The 15,782-nt window shown below is 43.1% G+C and carries 15 protein-coding genes; 6 read left to right on the plus strand and 9 right to left on the minus strand.

Annotation, left to right across the window (positions count from 1 at the left end; translation table 11 throughout):
• Positions 1-484: 484 nt before the first annotated feature.
• Positions 485-1,306 (minus strand): hypothetical protein, encoded by an 822-nt coding sequence (locus JFU01_RS07705; RefSeq protein WP_195856492.1) that lies wholly within the window; start codon positions 1,304-1,306, stop codon positions 485-487.
• 63 nt (positions 1,307-1,369) lie between these two features.
• Between JFU01_RS07705 and proC the strand changes: the two genes are divergently transcribed.
• On the plus strand, positions 1,370-2,167 hold the full coding sequence (gene proC, locus JFU01_RS07710) for a pyrroline-5-carboxylate reductase (RefSeq protein WP_230086961.1): 798 nt from the start codon (positions 1,370-1,372) through the stop codon (positions 2,165-2,167).
• A 120-nt stretch (positions 2,168-2,287) separates the two neighbouring features.
• Here the strand turns inward: proC and JFU01_RS07715 are convergent, their stop codons facing one another.
• Positions 2,288-2,743: a Fur family transcriptional regulator gene (locus JFU01_RS07715; protein WP_111862395.1), complete on the minus strand. Its 456-nt coding sequence runs from the start codon at positions 2,741-2,743 to the stop codon at positions 2,288-2,290.
• 183 nt (positions 2,744-2,926) lie between these two features.
• On the opposite strand from JFU01_RS07715, the gene JFU01_RS07720 reads away from it, so the two are divergent.
• Together JFU01_RS07720 and JFU01_RS08925 are read left to right on the plus strand one after the other, a co-directional pair.
• Entirely contained in the window at positions 2,927-3,700 is a 774-nt protein-coding gene (locus JFU01_RS07720; protein ID WP_230086962.1) for an FUSC family protein, read from the plus strand.
• Positions 3,701-3,823: 123 nt separating this feature from the next.
• The gene (locus JFU01_RS08925; protein WP_230086963.1) at positions 3,824-4,042 is read left to right on the plus strand and encodes a hypothetical protein; all 219 of its coding nucleotides are present in this window, start codon (positions 3,824-3,826) and stop codon (positions 4,040-4,042) included.
• A gap of 74 nt (positions 4,043-4,116) precedes the next feature.
• Here the strand turns inward: JFU01_RS08925 and pulA are convergent, their stop codons facing one another.
• Both pulA and JFU01_RS07730 read right to left on the minus strand, forming a co-directional pair.
• A complete protein-coding gene (gene pulA, locus JFU01_RS07725) occupies positions 4,117-6,120 on the minus strand; it encodes a type I pullulanase (RefSeq protein ID WP_195856493.1) in 2,004 nt (667 codons plus the stop codon).
• 188 nt (positions 6,121-6,308) lie between these two features.
• Positions 6,309-7,523 carry a hypothetical protein gene (locus tag JFU01_RS07730; protein ID WP_195856494.1) on the minus strand — a complete coding sequence of 405 codons (1,215 nt, stop codon included), beginning with the start codon at positions 7,521-7,523 and terminating at the stop codon, positions 6,309-6,311.
• A 150-nt stretch (positions 7,524-7,673) separates the two neighbouring features.
• Here JFU01_RS07730 and JFU01_RS07735 point away from each other — a divergent pair, with 150 nt between their 5' ends.
• On the plus strand, positions 7,674-8,261 hold the full coding sequence (locus tag JFU01_RS07735) for a DUF402 domain-containing protein (RefSeq protein WP_041705902.1): 588 nt from the start codon (positions 7,674-7,676) through the stop codon (positions 8,259-8,261).
• 441 nt (positions 8,262-8,702) lie between these two features.
• On the opposite strand, the gene mutY is transcribed toward JFU01_RS07735, so the two are convergent.
• From mutY to JFU01_RS07760, 5 genes are all read right to left on the minus strand, one after another.
• Positions 8,703-9,917: an A/G-specific adenine glycosylase gene (mutY, locus tag JFU01_RS07740; RefSeq protein WP_195856495.1), complete on the minus strand. Its 1,215-nt coding sequence runs from the start codon at positions 9,915-9,917 to the stop codon at positions 8,703-8,705.
• Positions 9,914-10,930, minus strand: coding sequence for a RecX family transcriptional regulator (locus tag JFU01_RS07745; protein ID WP_195856496.1), 1,017 nt, complete (start codon positions 10,928-10,930; stop codon positions 9,914-9,916). The genes mutY and JFU01_RS07745 overlap by 4 nt, the downstream gene beginning before the upstream one ends.
• A 49-nt stretch (positions 10,931-10,979) precedes the next feature.
• Positions 10,980-11,837 carry a hypothetical protein gene (locus JFU01_RS07750; protein ID WP_195856497.1) on the minus strand — a complete coding sequence of 286 codons (858 nt, stop codon included), beginning with the start codon at positions 11,835-11,837 and terminating at the stop codon, positions 10,980-10,982.
• Positions 11,838-12,205: 368 nt separating this feature from the next.
• Positions 12,206-12,463, minus strand: coding sequence for a helix-turn-helix domain-containing protein (locus JFU01_RS07755; protein WP_013669101.1), 258 nt, complete (start codon positions 12,461-12,463; stop codon positions 12,206-12,208).
• A 259-nt stretch (positions 12,464-12,722) separates the two neighbouring features.
• Positions 12,723-13,070, minus strand: coding sequence for a helix-turn-helix transcriptional regulator (locus tag JFU01_RS07760; RefSeq protein WP_060778629.1), 348 nt, complete (start codon positions 13,068-13,070; stop codon positions 12,723-12,725).
• Between the two features lie 242 nt (positions 13,071-13,312).
• Here JFU01_RS07760 and JFU01_RS07765 point away from each other — a divergent pair, with 242 nt between their 5' ends.
• Together JFU01_RS07765 and galE are read left to right on the plus strand one after the other, a co-directional pair.
• The gene (locus tag JFU01_RS07765; RefSeq protein WP_440201603.1) at positions 13,313-14,584 is read left to right on the plus strand and encodes a uracil-xanthine permease family protein; all 1,272 of its coding nucleotides are present in this window, start codon (positions 13,313-13,315) and stop codon (positions 14,582-14,584) included.
• Positions 14,585-14,745: 161 nt separating this feature from the next.
• The gene (gene galE / locus JFU01_RS07770) at positions 14,746-15,759 is read left to right on the plus strand and encodes a UDP-glucose 4-epimerase GalE (protein ID WP_195856499.1); all 1,014 of its coding nucleotides are present in this window, start codon (positions 14,746-14,748) and stop codon (positions 15,757-15,759) included.
• The last annotated feature ends 23 nt before the right edge of the window (positions 15,760-15,782 follow it).

The raw sequence follows: 15,782 nt of genomic DNA on the forward strand, positions 1-15,782 counted from the left end.
AGCGTTGATAGCTCATTTGTTTGCTGACTAGTTATAGTCTGGTCTAGACTTATTGTTTGAATTGTTGGTTCATCAACAAAATGTTGATGCCCTACACATTTGGTTCGTCTTCTTTGTTCAGTTTTCAAAGGTCTAAATCTTGCTGCCTTCTGTGACAGCGACTTAATCAGTATACCATAGCTTTCGAACGCTTGTCAACAACTTTTTAAAAGTTTTTTTGAGCAGTTGAAATTGGTTAATCAATTAAGTTTTACCGATCAGTTTTATCTGATCAGCAATAATTATTATAGCTCATTGCTAAGTTGTTTGTCAACAAGTTTTTTGATTTATTTTCTTAAGTGTTTTAAGGGACAAATCATTTCTTGTGAGAAACAACTTTTATAGAATACCAAGTCCCCCATTGATTGTCAATAACTTTCTCCAAGTTTTTTCATAATTTATTACTCTTAGCTGTTCATATCCTACATAAACACTAGTCCTATCCCTATTTAGGCAAGTTCTTTTCCTTAAAACCGGTAAAATGATAAGCCATAATGAGCTGTCCGATACTTAATAGGATCACTAGAAGTGCCATTAGACGATTATTTAAGTGAAAGTAGCCCCATAAGCTTGCCAGGAGGCTAGGTAGAATTAATGAAAGTAAACTGGCGCCGTAGCACTCCTTCAGATTATAAAAATCCAAGCGCTGAGCTAGCCGCAAGCGGTTGAGGACCACAGCAGCTAATAGACTATATAAGATAAGAAACAGTAAAAAGAGAATATGACGCATGCCGACAAATAAGTATTTCTGGTTCTTACGATAATTTTTCTGATAGTTTTGATAGAACTGTTCCAGTAAATCCTGACTACTTAGCTTGGTCTGTGTGTTTCTATTATAAGGAGCGGAAAAGTCATCGCCTTCTCGAGGTTGATAGACCATCATATCTTCTAGAAAGATTAAGGCCGAGGGGTTATTCAGGAAAAGACTGTCTAATTCTTCCAGTTCAGGTAGAATCCCGATACTTATTGCTGGCGCATCTATTTTTTCCTTCTTCTCCTTAGCCCCATCTCGGGGAACTAATTGCCCTTCTTGGAGTTCATAGTCTTTTAGCTTCTGGTCAACACGCTGACTGGGAAAGTCGGCTAATAATTCTTGGTAACTTTGGTCAAAGACTTCATTATTTACCCCCTCAAAGCGCCAAGCAAAGGGTAAGGTTAAAACTAGGCTTAGGGTAAGAATGACTATGACCATTCCAAAAGTGTTGAGTGAGCGTCTTTGTCGATAGACATAGGCAGAAGTAAAAATATTTTTTAAAGAAGAGCGCATGAAGGGTTCCTTTCTGCTATGATATTTTCAGAAAATACTTGTAAGTGATAGGAGTGCGTATCTATGAAAACCATTGCCGTTATTGGAGCTGGGAATATGGGCCAAGCCCTCATTGCCGGCTTACAATCCAGTGACCACCAAGCTCAATTAGAAATTAAGGCCGCTACTGCTAGCCAAGCGAGCGCAGATAAAGTTGCAAAACATTTTGACATTGCCTGCTCAACTGATAACCAGCCCTGTGCCCAGGATGCTGACCTCGTCATTGTGGCAGTGAAACCTTATCTAATGGACCAGGTGTTGGACGAAATCAAGGACAGTCTCAAAGCGGATGCCATTATCGTCACCGTAGCAGCTGGTTATAGCTTAACCCAAGCAAGAGCAATTCTTGGTAAAGAACAAGCCATTGTCCGCATTATGCCAAACACTGCCGTAAAAATCGGCCAAGGGGTGATTGCGATGACCGCTAATGACCAGGTTTCCGCTAAAGACTACCAAGCTGTTAAAGACTTATTCCATGGGCTGGGTTTAGTCGCTGAAGTCAGTGAAGATCAATTTGCCACCATCACGGGACTGTCTGGCTCTAGCCCAACCATTGTTTACATGCTGATTGAGGCCATGTCAGACGCCGGATGTCAACAAGGACTCCCCCGGTCTCAAGCCCAAAGCTTAGCAGCCCAAACCGTTCTGGGAGCAGCAGCCATGGTCGTAGAAACTGGCCAACACCCCGGTCAACTGAAGGATGCGGTCTGCTCCCCTGCTGGCACCTCCATTGAATGCGTTCGTAAGGCAGAGGAAAAAGGCTTACGAACCGCTGCCATGGAAGCTGTCATCGCTGCTTGCCAAAAAGCCAAGGGCAAGTAAGCCAGCTAGCGCGCACATAGAACTCAATTGACAACAAGAAATTAGCTACTTGAAGCAAGAAGGGCTATCCCAGGATAGCCTTTTTTTTATTTTTTCAACTTAAGGCTGCTTAAGCTAAGTCTAATCGATACCTTGGCAGTCAGAGCAGATTCCGTAGAACTCCAGGTGGTGGCCAGTAATTTCAAATTGAGTAGCCTCTACCGCATAGTCTTCCACTTCAGTCAGGGCTTGCTCAACTTTAGCCGCATCGGGATAATAGACATCGACGATTTTTCCGCAGTTTTGACAAATGATGTGATAGTGCTTTTTCAAGAAGAAATCGAAATGGGTGGCCCCATCATTGGCACGCACTTCCTTGACAAGATTAATATCGGTAAAGATGTTCAAAGTGTTATATACCGTTGCTAAACTCACCGATTGATCTTCTTGGGAGAGCTCTTGATAGACTTGTTCAGCAGTAGGATGATGGTCAGCCACAATCAGATGTTTTAATATTTTTTTTCGTGGGGAGGTTAGGCGAATACGGCGTTCACGCAAATAAGCGACCGCATCGACATATAATTGCTCATAATCCATGTGTTGTCTTCCTTTCCATCAGCCCTTTAGCTAATTATAATTGAAAGCCTGTAAAATATCATATTTTTCCCTTAAGTTGTTAAAATTCTCACTTATGCTTATTGAAGAAAATCATGCTATGCTATATAGTAATTCAAGGTCTTAATGGTATCGATTAAAATAGAAAAGGACGATTAAAAACCAATGAAATTAGGTGCTCGCACGATAAAAACCGGCATTGGCGTCATGCTAGCCATGGTTATCTCTAGCCTCCTACCCCATATTGAGATTATGCAACCAACATTTGTTGCGGTTCTAGGGCTGCAACAATCCGTTAAAAAAACCTGGTATACCCTATTTAGGCGGGGAGCTGCTGCTTTCTTAGGTGGCTTAACCGCCGTGGTCATGTCTTACTTCTTTGGAAATAGTCCCATTGTGGTTGGTCTGACCGTCATTATTTTTATCGCTATTATGAATGCCATCCAACTCCAAGACGTGATCTCCTTGGCCACAATTACCGTAGTTATCATCATGCTACAGCCTGTCGGTAACGTCAATGACTTAATCGGCATTGCGACTTCCCGGGTGATTGAAAACATCCTCGGTGTGGTCATCTCCTTCTTGGTGAATGTCTTTATCATGCCACCTAAGTATGACAATGTCCTCTACAAGGAAATTTCGGACACTTCTTCAGAAGTATTGATTCGACTGCGAGCCATCTTGAGAAAAAATGGCGAATATTCTTCCCTAACTTCAGACTTGGACTGGGCCTATAAGCGGATCAACTATATTCGCGATCTCTTCCAACTTTCCAAAGAAGAACCCATTTGGTTTGCCAGTCGCAGGGTATCAAGGAAACGGCAGTTGGTGGTTTATCGGAGTTTCATCCAATCTTTATTAGATATGACTAATTTACTCCATACTATCCACACCCATACGAATATTCTCTTTGTGATTGATGATGACCTGCGGATTTAAATACGTGAGCGGATTGAAACTCTCTGTGCCGCCCATGAGCAGATCTTCCTTAAATTTGACGGCCGCATCTCACCGGCTGAAGTCAACTTCTTCCAGCCTACTAAGATTCGCCGCCAGGAGTTGATGAATCATATCATCAAGGAAACCGACCTCAACCGAGGCCCAGAAACAGAATCCTTGAACTACCGGATTGAGAAGAGCAACTCCCTAATCTTAATCACCGGAGCCATGATCAAGGTCGAGAGTTCTCTCATCCATCTTAATACCCTGGTCCGCTCCTACCATACCCACCACGAAGAAGACCATGACCATTACGCCTTAAAAGATAAATTAGATAGTTAAAAAGACTCGAGCTGATCAGTCGGTAATGACCTGACAATGATAGGCTCGAGTTTTTCTTTTAATCGATAAATTGGCTAAGATTTTTCTGTTCCTTGCTGTTTCAAAATACTTAGCGACAGTTCCTCAACGACAAGGGGGTGTTCATTACTTAACAAAGGCTTTTCTTCATCGGCAGCGAGAAAATGATAATCTTTTGCCAAAAGCTGCCAATCACCATCTGGCAAGGTAAAACGAATGGTATTGGTCTGTCCATTAAATACCAGCAGGTAATCAGCGTCTTCTTCATGGTAAAGAAGAGCAATAATTTGAAAATCAGCCTTCAAAACCTTCACTGCCTGGTCAATGCTTTCGAAATCAGACAGGTGGAAAACTGGGTGAGCCTGGCGAAAAGCAATCAAATCCCTCAGATAGTCCACGGCATTCCGGTGTTTATCGCGCAAGGACCAGTCAATCTGGTTGATACGGTCCCCTTGGCGGTAGGAATTACGAACACCTTGCTTAGTCCGGAAGAATTCCTGGCCAGCATGCAAGAAGGGGATGCCTTGACTTAGGAGAACCAGGCTATTGGCGAGCAGTTGCCGCTTTTGCCGTTTGGCTTGGCTTTCAAAGCTATGGCTAATGGCTAGTTTATCCCATAAAGTCCAGTTATCATGGGCAGCCACATATTTTACCAATTGTAGGGGCGACTTAACATTAATGGCCAACTTATTCAGCCGCTCCCCACCCAAAAAACTGGCTAAGAGGGTCCGCTCCACAGAAAACTTACCACTGGCATAGCCGGTATCCATGCCCTCCCCTTGGTCAGAGCCCTTGACACTGTCACGAAAATGGTCGTCAAAATAGGCAATCCGGGGAGTCTTATAAGCATTGGCAAGGCAAGCCTTGTCTTCATCGGGCAGGGAGGTCCCTAAGTTCCACCCTTCCCCTAAGATAAGGATACTTGGATCAATGGCATCTAAAGCTTGGCGGACTCGATTCATGGTCTTGACGTCATGGATCCCCATTAAGTCAAAGCGAAAACCATCAATATGGTACTCCTTGGCCCAGTAGCATACCGAGCGGACAATATACTCTCGCATCATCCTTCTTTCTGAGGCGGTATCATTCCCCACACCCGTCCCATTACTAATGGTGCCATCGGGGTCGCGACGAAAATAATAATTAGGGACAGTCAGTTCCAAGGGGTGGTTTATGTAATCATAGACATGGTTGTAGACCACATCCATAATGACACGAATGCCCGCTTGATGGAGGGATTGGACCATGGTTTTCATTTCTCTAATCCGGCAGATGGGGTCGGCAGAATCCGTGGCATAGGAACCTTCAGGAACATTGTAATCAGCAGGATCGTAACCCCAATTATAATTATCGCTATCCTCGATCCCTTCAATCACCGTCTTAAAGTCAGCCATGGGCAGGAGCTGAACGTGGCTGATTCCTAAGTCCTTTAGGTAGTCAAGGCCTGTACTCTGTCCTTGGGGCGTTTTAGTTTCTTTTTGACTGAGGCCCAGAAATTTACCCTGCCACTTGGACTTGACACCTGAATTATCCGCACTAGTCAAATCTCTCACACTGGCTTCATAAATCACCGCTTGAGAAAGACTCTTTAGAGCGGGCGCTCGGTCTTGATCCCAATTGGTGGGGTTAGTCCGAGACAAATCAACCACCACACTGCGCTGGCTATTCTGAGTTGCTCCAAGGGCATAAGGGTCTCTCGTAAAATTGGTTTTCCCATTAGGAAAGGACACCTTATAAAGGTAGGCAGTTTTGTGCCAATCACCAGGAAGATCTAGGCTAAAAACACCTCGTTCTTGACGTTGCATAGGATGATATTGGGGTTGCAGATTACTATATAAGTCCTGGAAAATGAGCAGGCTGACTTCATTGGCCAGGGGCGCCCAAAGCCGAAAACTGGTCGCCTCTGGCCGGTAGTTAGCCCCTAACCGGGCTTGACTAGCAAAACAGTCATCGAATTCTGGATCTCTGACTAGGTCATCCATGGCTTGGTCTAAGCTAGAGCCTTGGGGAGGGATCCCCTGGAGAATTTTATCTAAACGTTCTTCTAGTTGATTTTTCACTTAATAACCTCTTCGTATGCTTCTTACTCACTCATCTTCTCCTTCATTATAACCAGGATGGGCGCATTTAGCTATCTTGGCTATTGGAAAGAAGCCATAAAAAAAGCAGTCAGCTTTTCACTAATTGCTAGCTAGAGCTGACTGCTACTGTTAAAATCGCGTTCAAAACGACTGATACAAGGATTAAACTATTGTCCCTGTCCACCATACGGGTTGGCCGGTGCTGGATTATTATTCCCAGCAGCTGGCGCTTGAGGAGCTGGGGCCTGTCCTTGCCCATTGGCTGGTTGTTGGTTAGGGGCCACTTGGGACTGCTGTTGCTGTTGTTGTCTTTGGGCTGCTTGAGCTTGACGGTCCGCTTCCGCTTGAGCCGCTTCTCTTTGCTTAGCCTCTTCTTGTCTTTGTGACTCAGCAGCTTGACTTTGACGAGCAGCCGCTGCTTCAGCCTCAGCTTGGGCCGCTTGGGCTTCTTGAGCCTCCGCCTTCTTCTTATCTCTAATACTTTGACTTTCCTTAGCCATGGATTCTTCTAAGGCAGCCTTGTCATCATTTTTGCCTTGGAAGCCGTGACTTAGGTCAAAGTGTTCTTCCTGCAAGGCTCGACCAAAGAGATCAGCTAAGGCTTTAAAGCCTTGGTCATTGAATAGACCTGACTCTTGGTCATAGATCTTCTCAGGGTCAAAGTTCTTCGCTTCGAAAGCCTTATTGAGGTCCATGATATTTATATGCGACTCTTCTAAGGCTTGAATTAAGCGGACTAAGAAGCTGCCGTATGTGCCCTGGCCATTAGCCGCTTCACTATAAGATGGTAAAGCCAGGAAAACAATATTAGTTTCTGGGGAAGCAATCCGTAGATGGCCATAGACTTGTTTCAAATTAACTAAGGTATCTTCAAGACTTCTTCCTTGGGCAAAGTCCACTTCACTGGTCAAGGGAAGAATTAATAAATGTGGTTTTTCCTTAGCCACTTGGTCAACCAGGTCACTCGTTAATAAGGACTGGCTGCTGTGGCCCGCATAGTCATAAGCTTGAACGTTTAAATCCAAGTCCGCTGCTTGGCCTTTCGACTTAATGAGCTCGCTTAGCCATTGGTCACTTTCTCCTTGAACCTTAACCGTAGCCACTTTGGCTTGGGTTCCTGCTTGGTTAATATAGGCTAAATAATCGCTAAGAGTCGCTTCTTGACGCTTATCTTCAAAACGTTTAGCTGCCTGACTGTGATCACTGGTTTTTGGCGCTTGACTTTCTACCTGGCTACTTGCTTGGCTTTTTGACTCATAGGCGACATTATTTTGCCCTGTTTGTCTTTGCTTACCAATCAGGTAAAAAGCAGCCACTAAGAGGACAGTAATTATTGTCGCAATAATAGCTATCTTACGCTGTTGATCTCTAGATGTGTTCATCTAACTTGCTCCTCTCCTTCTTCTTAAAAGATTGTAACATGAGACAGCTTTAAAAACGAGAAAAAAATATTTTACCTATACACTATTCCTTAAGCTATGTTATACTATTTTTGACTTTGGTTTTTCCAAGTGAAGAAAGTAGGTCATGTGATGTATCATCCAAAAGAAGGAGAATTCATCACAGTCAAAAGTTATAAACATGACGGCTCACTCCATCGGACATGGCGCGACTGTTTGGTCCTAAAAACAAGCGAACAAAGTATTATTGCTTGTAACGACCACACCCTCGTTACCGAATCTGATGGTCGCCGTTGGGTGACACGTGAACCCGCTTTACTCTATTTTCATAAAAAATATTGGTTCAATATTGTCACCATGTTAAGGCAAAACGGTGTCTCATATTATAGTAACCTAGCTTCTCCCTATGTCATTGATGAAGAAGCTTTAAAGTATATCGACTATGATTTAGATATTAAAATTTTCCCTGATGGGGAAAAACGCCTGTTAGATATTGACGAGTATTTAGAACATGGTCATGAAATGCATTATTCTAAAGAATTAGATATAATCATTAAAAGCCATCTCAAAGAGTTAGTACGCTGGATCGAGGAAGAAAAAGGTCCCTTTTCTAAACCTTATGTCGATCTCTGGTACGAACGCTACTGTCAGCTGACCCAACGTCGTAAGCGACGGAAGAAAAGCTACAAATATAAGAAGAAAAAGCGGATTCAGTCGTAATAAGATCATCAGACTGTGATGATTAAGCAGATAGCGTCATACGCTATACCTTTTCAAGTGATTAAAGTCTTGATAAAAAACGTCGACACCATGGAGTGATCGACGTTTTTTTAGATTAATACTATTTATAACAATTACTAAAAATGTTTATTTTGACCATTTAATGTAGAGCAGTAGTGGCGCTTTGAATTTGGTCGTTAGCCATGATCAAGCAAGCGATGTGAAATACGGATAGTAGGTGCACACCGTACTATCCGTTTGAAGCTCGCTAGGTGAGAGAAGAAGAGGAAAACAACGTTGCATGCGCAACCTTGAACTATATCTCTAAGTCGCTTTGCTCCAAGAGCTATAGCTGCTCGAACCGATGCCATGGCTTTTCAACGACCAAATATCAAAAGCAGAACGAATGCTCTTCTATATTGCCTATAAATAGCCTACTTTCTATTGATCAAGATAATCTTTTAAGACTTGCCAGATCTTCATTTGGACGGTGGGATAAGCATGCTGGTTAAGGTCATGCAAGAAAACCCAATCATTATCTTCTTGGTCTTGCCAGACTTTTTCGGCTGCGGGAGATAATTTAGCATAGTAGAGGTCAATCTCCCAAAGTCGGTGAGAAAAGACATGGCGGACATGGCCGATGGATTTTTTCATTACGACTGGTCTAAGATCATAAACTGCCTCTGCTTCAGCAACCAGGTTTTGGTAAGGCTGGCGCTCTTCTCCCCCTTGCTGGTCACTTTCTTCTTGATTAGCTACTTCAAAAAGCGGAACCGTCCACAAATTAGCCAAGAGACCCTGGCTGGGACGCTTTTCAATCAGATACTGACCTTGACTATTCTCCAGCAAAAGTGCTTGGTAGTGAATAGTTTTGGATTTGGTTTTGGATAATTTCACCGGATAATCCAACTCGGTTCCGGTTAAGGTAGCTAGGTTAAAGTCTTTGATGGGACTAATATCACTCAAGGGCTTCTTAGCGGTTTCGTAACTACTCCCCAAATCCATTAGCGCCTGGTTAAAGTCCCCTGGCCGTTCATCGCCCATCACATAAGCCACTACTTCACGGAAGATAGCGTGGTTCTTTTGCCGGCTAATATCAGCGTTAATGGTAAAGAGGCGGCTGAAAACTCGCATGGCATTTCCATCAATGGCGGGGACGGCCTGACCAAAAGCAATAGAAGCAATGGCGCCAGCCGTATAAGGTCCAATTCCGGAAAGTTTCTTCAGTTCCTTAGCAGTTTGGGGAAATTGCCCTCCATAGTCATTCACAATCTCCTGAGCTGCCCGGTGGAGGTTTTTAGCTCTAGAGTAATAGCCTAGTCCGGCCCAAAGTTTCAGTAAGTCATCTTCTTCTGCCGCTGCCAGGTCCTCGACAGTGGGGAAGGCTTGTAAAAAGCGTTGGTAGTAAGGAATAACAGTATTGACCTGGGTTTGCTGCAACATAATTTCTGAGATCCAAATCCGGTAAGGGTCCTTACTCTCCCGCCAAGGCAGGTGGCGACCCTCCCTATCATACCAATCAAACAAGGTTTTTCGAAATGTTTGGTTGGTTTGTTCTCCCCAGACTTCAACTCCCGAGATGGTCGGTCCTAAATCAACAATGGCTGATTGTCCGATCCAATCCTTAGGGGAAAAATCTTGATTACTTCCGCTCACAGTTCTCCTTCTTCCTCTGCCTGCCTTATAGCCGCATCGATGGCTTCACTCTTAAAGCCACGGCCAAAAAGCATGGTTTTTACTTTGAAACGTCGTTCTTTCTCATCCAAATTCCGGTACTTCTTCCAATAGCGCTTAAAATACTTATTTAAAGCCGCACCCTCATCACGGTCGAGCTGGTCAGACTCTTTTAGTTGGGATAAAACTTGGCTAATTAAGTCATTATTGTAGCCCTTCTTATAGAGAAATTGCTGCAATTTCTCCCCTGCCTTTAGGTTGGAATTCTTTCTAAGTAAGCTAGGCAATTTCTTTTTAGCCAAGTGTTGAGCATTTTCCATTTGATCAGCCTCACTATACTCCAGCAAGGCTTGGTCAATGGTGTCTTCACTAAGCCCCTTTTCCTTCAGTTCCATAGCAATCACCTTGGGGCCTTTTCGGTTGATAGTCTTAGCCGTTCGGGTATAGGACTGGCCGTAATAGAGGTCGTTAACTAGGGATAAGTCTTCCAATTTTCCCATGACCTTATCAATCGTCGCTTGGGAATAGTCTTCCTTAGCTAAACGTTGGCTAACTTGCTTTTTTGACCGTAAACTATGGCTTAAATAGTTTAGGGCAATCTGATAGGCCCGGTTATCGCGTTCGCTGGCCAGGATATTTTTGCTTTCCTCTTGGCTTAAGTGCTGCCCCTTAGACAGGGCATAACGAACTAGGGTATCTTCACTAATCCCAAAAGCAAAGTCACCGTCAAGGTAGACATTATAACGTTTCTTATGACGTTTTTGGGCTTCAATCATGGTGATCTTGCCTGCTAAAACCCTCTCCTGGTCTTGGTCTAAGTCTTCTGGGTCAGAGGACGTAGCTGGTTTCTTAGGACGATAACCGCTTTTTTTAGTCTTTCTTTTTGGCCTGGTCAGCTGGGCACTTTCATCGGCTAGGGCTCTGACTCTTTTTGGGCTGGACTTCTTCTCCGGACTGATCTCACTTAATTTTACTGGCTGATTATCTTCTAGCATGTTTCCACCATTCCATACGCTTAGTCTGAGCTAGATTTCAATAATTTTTCTAGATCAGACTTTTTTCACTTTGCTGTTCTTGATAATATTCTTTGAAAAATAAATAAGACTGCATTTTCTCTATCGGATCTTCGATTAAAGGATTCGATAGGAGGTCTAGATAATAACTCTGCCACAAGTGATAGGCAAATTCAAGTTGGGCTTTGATTTGTACATTTTTAACCGGTAAAACTAAGGAAGTCGATGCAACCGTTTCAATGGTCACCGGCCGGCCTCCTACCGGGAAGAAGTGAAAGTATTTCACCAAGTTGAGGTTTAAGTAGCCGTGAAAATTTTGATTGCGATAGCGCAGAGGCATCAATAAGTGCTTCCCCAGAAAGAAAGGCCTAAGCCAAGTATTTCCCAGGTCCACTGGCTCTTGAACCAGTCGATCATTCATTTGCGTTTTTAGGGTTGATTTTAATAATTGGTCCAAAGTACACCGACTCCGGTACAAGAAGCCCTCACTGGTTAAGATCAAAGACCCCTTTAAATAGGCTTTATCTGTGTGATTTTTTAGCAAACGGCCTTTGACTTCTAAAACCATTAGGGTATCCTCACGAAAATGCCCGATACTCCGCGGAACTTCCTGAGCTATCCGATAGGCTCTAATCAGGTCGTCAGCCTCCACTAAAGAAAGGTACTTATGCGGTAAATTCAAGGCATGGTGCTGGCAATGGTCACTATCCTTATTTGAAATAAGGGAAGAATTGTCAGATGACCGAGTTGCTTCTGGGGCCTCATTAGCTAGTGTCGACTTAGCTGGTGACTCTAGTGATTGGGCCTCACTGGTATTTACAGCAGCAGGATCTTCTCCCACTTGAGACGGGGACATATGGCAAGACGTTAGCGACATGTTTTCCAACATTTCTGGTACTCCTTCATTGTATTAGTTCTCAGTTATTGAGAAACCATTTTTAAGATAGCATATATTCTTCCAGTAAAGACTATCTTTACTTAACGCTAATCCATTTTTTACCAGGAATTTACAAAACTTCCTTTTAAACGCTTACATCCGCCTTTTTACCTAAAATTTACCCTGATTTTACAAAAGCCCCCTTGTTTGCCTAGTTCTCTTTGAGCATTTCTTCTGCCTTTACATAGTGGTCGTTGAATAGCTAACTAGCAAGCATATCATTTTAAAGTATTAAAAAACAACAAATCCCTAGATTAGATTCTAGTTATTTGTTGTTTCAAGGTCTTACGCACCTAGCTATTCCGTCTTTGATATCAGTTTTAGAAGTGCACATCGACAACGAGGTGGCCACCTACAGCATTAACAATTTCTTGTAGGGTACCTAAACTAATATTTTGTTGACGTGATTCAACCCGTGAGATATAACTTTGCTTACGCCCAGAAATATCCGCTAATTGAGCCTGGGATAGCCCCTTTTCTTGACGGATTTTTAGCAACACATCAGAAGCCTTAATACTTGCTTGTTGTCTTGCAATATTTTTTTCATCAAGGGATAGGTCTTCTCTATGCGTATCCATATTCATCCCCTCCTAAATATTTCACACAACTCATCATAATATTTTTAATAAACATATATCCTATATTTATATTATACATAAATCATAAGATAATGCATAGATATAAACTTTGGACGAGCTATCTCAAATATTTATAAATTCCCAGCAAAGTGAACCCGTCAAGAAAATAAGGGGAACAGGAAAGCCAACCAATAGATATAAGCGCTTGACATGGCCTAGAAAGTAAATTTATCAAAGTGCTTGTAGGGCTACAAAAGGACTAGTCTTCTTGGCCTAAGTGACTGAGCAAATAGGTCACTAAGCAGCCTGCTCCAAAACCAAGCAAGAGATGACTCCAGTTAAAGCGCTTCACTTCTTCATCATCCAAACGCGTTGGAATTACCCGGCCGGTTGCTTCAGAAATATCCTGGATATCCTCATTTAACAATTCTTCCATCGGTTGATCAAAAATCGATGATAGTAATATTAAGTTTTCCACGTTGGGATAGCTTTTATTATTTTCCCAATTAGACACTGTTTGTTGGGTGGTTTTTAGATAACTCGCCAATTGTCCTTGGGAAATATTATTTAACTCACGTTGTTCTTTAATTATTTGACCAATTTTCATCTTGCCACTCCTCAATAATAGACAATAATTCTCATTCTTTATTAGTATACAAGATTATTGGTAGGAGGACAAATGCTTATTCTTATTCATTAAGGCTTGATTTTCTTAGCTAGCCCTTGTCAAGGCTGAAGAATTGGTGTATAATTTCGAAGATTTGGGCTAAATTAGCCGCTTTATTTTAGCTTAGGGGATTTCCCTTGTGATTTTTGGAAGGAGATACTATGACATCAGCAGAAAATTTTATGAAAATGAATTATGACATCGAGGATCAGCCCCCACGTGGTGAGGGACTGCTCCTAAGTTTCCAACACGTCTTCGCTATGTTCGGTGCAACCATTTTGGTTCCCTTAATCTTAGGCCTACCGGTATCGGTTGCTCTCTTCTGTAGTGGGATTGGTACCTTAATTTACCACTTTGCCACCCAAAATAAGGTGCCTGTTTATCTGGGCTCATCCTTTGCCTTCATTGGCGCTATGGCCCACGCTATTGAACAGTTAGGTGGCGATATTTCTGCGGCTCAAACTGGGGTCATGCTAGCCGGCGGGATCTATGTCTTAGTGGCTCTTTTGGTTAAGATGTTAGGGAGTAGCTGGATTGACCGCCTCCTGCCTCCAATTGTTATCGGTCCAATGATCATTGTCATCGGTTTGAGTCTGTCCTCATCGGCTGTCACCAACGCAGGATTCACTCCAGATGGGACCTGGCAACAAATGTTGACTGCCCTAATTACCTTCCTGATCTGTGCCTTTGTTAATGTTTATGGACGGGGATTTATTCGAGTTATTCCTTTCTTGATTGGTTTAGTTGGTGGTTACATTGTGGCTGCCTGCCTAGGACTAGTCGATATTAGCCCAGTGGCTGACGCCGCTTGGTTTGAAATCCCTGATTTCTATTTACCTTTTAAGACACCATTCTTTAACAGCTACCAACTTAACTTTGGCCCTGAAGCCATTGCCATTTTACCAGTGGCTGTGGTTACCATTTCAGAACACATCGGTGACCATACCGTTTTAAGTGAAATTTGTGGTCGCCAATTTCTCAAGAATCCTGGCCTCCACCGGACCTTGATGGGTGACGGGATTGCGACCTCGGTTTCTGCCTTCCTAGGTGGACCTGCCAATACCACTTACGGAGAAAATACTGGGGTTATTGGCCTCACCCGAGTGGCTTCGGTTTCCGTTATCCGTAATGCCGCTCTCTTGGCAATCATGCTCAGTTGCTTGGGTAAATTCACCGCCCTCATTTCAACCATTCCAGCAGCTGTCCTCGGTGGCATGTCTATCCTCCTCTACGGGGTCATTGCAAGTAACGGCCTCAAAGTCTTAATTGAAGCCCGGGTAAACTTCAACCAAGTCCGCAACCTGGTCATCGCCAGTGCCATGTTAGTTCTCGGTCTTGGTGGCGCAGTGCTTAAATTAGGGGCCTTTACCCTTTCTGGAACCGCCCTCGCTGCTATGGTAGGTATTATTCTTAACTTACTCCTACCTGAAATCAAAACCCTGAAGACGAAATAGAAGTGATTAAATAGCTGGGATAGCTCTTCTCAGCTATTTTTTAATCGTCATTTTTCTAGTAATATTTAAAAAAATCTTTGAAAGAAGCCCTTCGTATCAATGGTATAATAAGAACAATCAGTGAATTTTACCAAGTAATTAAATGAATAAAGGAGAGACTTATGTCCATTTTAGTTACAGGCGGAGCGGGCTATATTGGTTCGCACACCGTTATTGAATTAATCAACTCTGGCTACGAAGTTGTTATTGTCGATGACTTCTCTAATAGTAAGCCAACCGTTCTTGACCGCATCGAAAAAATTGCTGGTAAGCGTCCGACTTTCTATGAAGCAAATATCTTAGATGGGGATGCCTTACGCCAAATCTTTGAGAAAGAATCCATCGATGCTGTTATTCACTATGCAGCCTTTAAAGCGGTCGGTGAATCGGTTGAAAAGCCAATTGACTACTATCACAACAATATGGGTGGACTCCTTCAAGTATTAACAGTGATGAAGGAATTTGATGTCAAAGAATTTGTCTATTCTTCAAGTGCCACGGTCTATGGGATGAATAATGTCTCCCCCCTAACCGAAGACTTGCCAACCAGTGCTACCAATCCATACGGCTATAGTAAGGTCATGGGCGAACAAATCTTAAAAGATACCTACAAGGCTTACCCTGACTGGTCCATTATGATCTTACGCTACTTCAACCCTATCGGGGCCCACGAAAGCGGCCTGATTGGTGAAGACCCACAAGGCGTTCCTAATAATATCATGCCTTATATCACCCAAGTAGCCATTGGTAAGTTAGAAAAATTACATGTTTTTGGTAATGACTACGATACCCATGATGGTACTGGAGTCCGCGATTACCTCCACGTGGTTGACTTGGCTAAGGGCCACGTCGCAGCTATCGACTACGCCAATAAACATCAAGGCCTTGAAATTGTCAACTTAGGCACCGGTCAAGGCTATTCCGTTCTGGACTTAGTCAATACCTTCCAAGAAGTCAACCAAGTTGAGCTTCCTTATGTTATTGACGAACGCCGGGCTGGTGATGTAGCTGAATGTTATGCTGACCCATCCTACGCTAAAGAGCTACTGGGTTGGGAAGCAGAAGAAGATTTAGCTGATATGTGCCGGGATTCCTGGCACTGGCAAGAAACCTGCCCTAACGGTTACGAAGATTAAAAATCAAGAAAGAGTTTGTCTAA

The sequence above is a fragment of the Aerococcus sp. Group 2 genome (assembly GCF_905125285.1).
Taxonomy (GTDB): Bacteria; Bacillota; Bacilli; order Lactobacillales; family Aerococcaceae; genus Aerococcus; species Aerococcus urinae_E.

What these genes read in the sequence shown, in the direction of transcription:
- JFU01_RS07750 (WP_195856497.1), bottom strand. Translation starts at nt 11,837, where the DNA reads ATGTTGGAAAACATGTCGCTAACGTCTTGCCATATGTCCCCGTCTCAA.
- JFU01_RS08925 (WP_230086963.1), top strand. Translation starts at nt 3,824, where the DNA reads ATGAATCATATCATCAAGGAAACCGACCTCAACCGAGGCCCAGAAACA.
- proC (WP_230086961.1), top strand. Translation starts at nt 1,370, where the DNA reads ATGAAAACCATTGCCGTTATTGGAGCTGGGAATATGGGCCAAGCCCTC.
- JFU01_RS07730 (WP_195856494.1), bottom strand. Translation starts at nt 7,523, where the DNA reads ATGAACACATCTAGAGATCAACAGCGTAAGATAGCTATTATTGCGACA.
- JFU01_RS07755 (WP_013669101.1), bottom strand. Translation starts at nt 12,463, where the DNA reads ATGGATACGCATAGAGAAGACCTATCCCTTGATGAAAAAAATATTGCA.
- JFU01_RS07760 (WP_060778629.1), bottom strand. Translation starts at nt 13,070, where the DNA reads ATGAAAATTGGTCAAATAATTAAAGAACAACGTGAGTTAAATAATATT.
- JFU01_RS07735 (WP_041705902.1), top strand. Translation starts at nt 7,674, where the DNA reads ATGTATCATCCAAAAGAAGGAGAATTCATCACAGTCAAAAGTTATAAA.
- galE (WP_195856499.1), top strand. Translation starts at nt 14,746, where the DNA reads ATGTCCATTTTAGTTACAGGCGGAGCGGGCTATATTGGTTCGCACACC.
- JFU01_RS07745 (WP_195856496.1), bottom strand. Translation starts at nt 10,930, where the DNA reads ATGCTAGAAGATAATCAGCCAGTAAAATTAAGTGAGATCAGTCCGGAG.
- JFU01_RS07720 (WP_230086962.1), top strand. Translation starts at nt 2,927, where the DNA reads ATGAAATTAGGTGCTCGCACGATAAAAACCGGCATTGGCGTCATGCTA.
- JFU01_RS07715 (WP_111862395.1), bottom strand. Translation starts at nt 2,743, where the DNA reads ATGGATTATGAGCAATTATATGTCGATGCGGTCGCTTATTTGCGTGAA.
- JFU01_RS07705 (WP_195856492.1), bottom strand. Translation starts at nt 1,306, where the DNA reads ATGCGCTCTTCTTTAAAAAATATTTTTACTTCTGCCTATGTCTATCGA.
- JFU01_RS07765 (WP_440201603.1), top strand. Translation starts at nt 13,313, where the DNA reads ATGAAAATGAATTATGACATCGAGGATCAGCCCCCACGTGGTGAGGGA.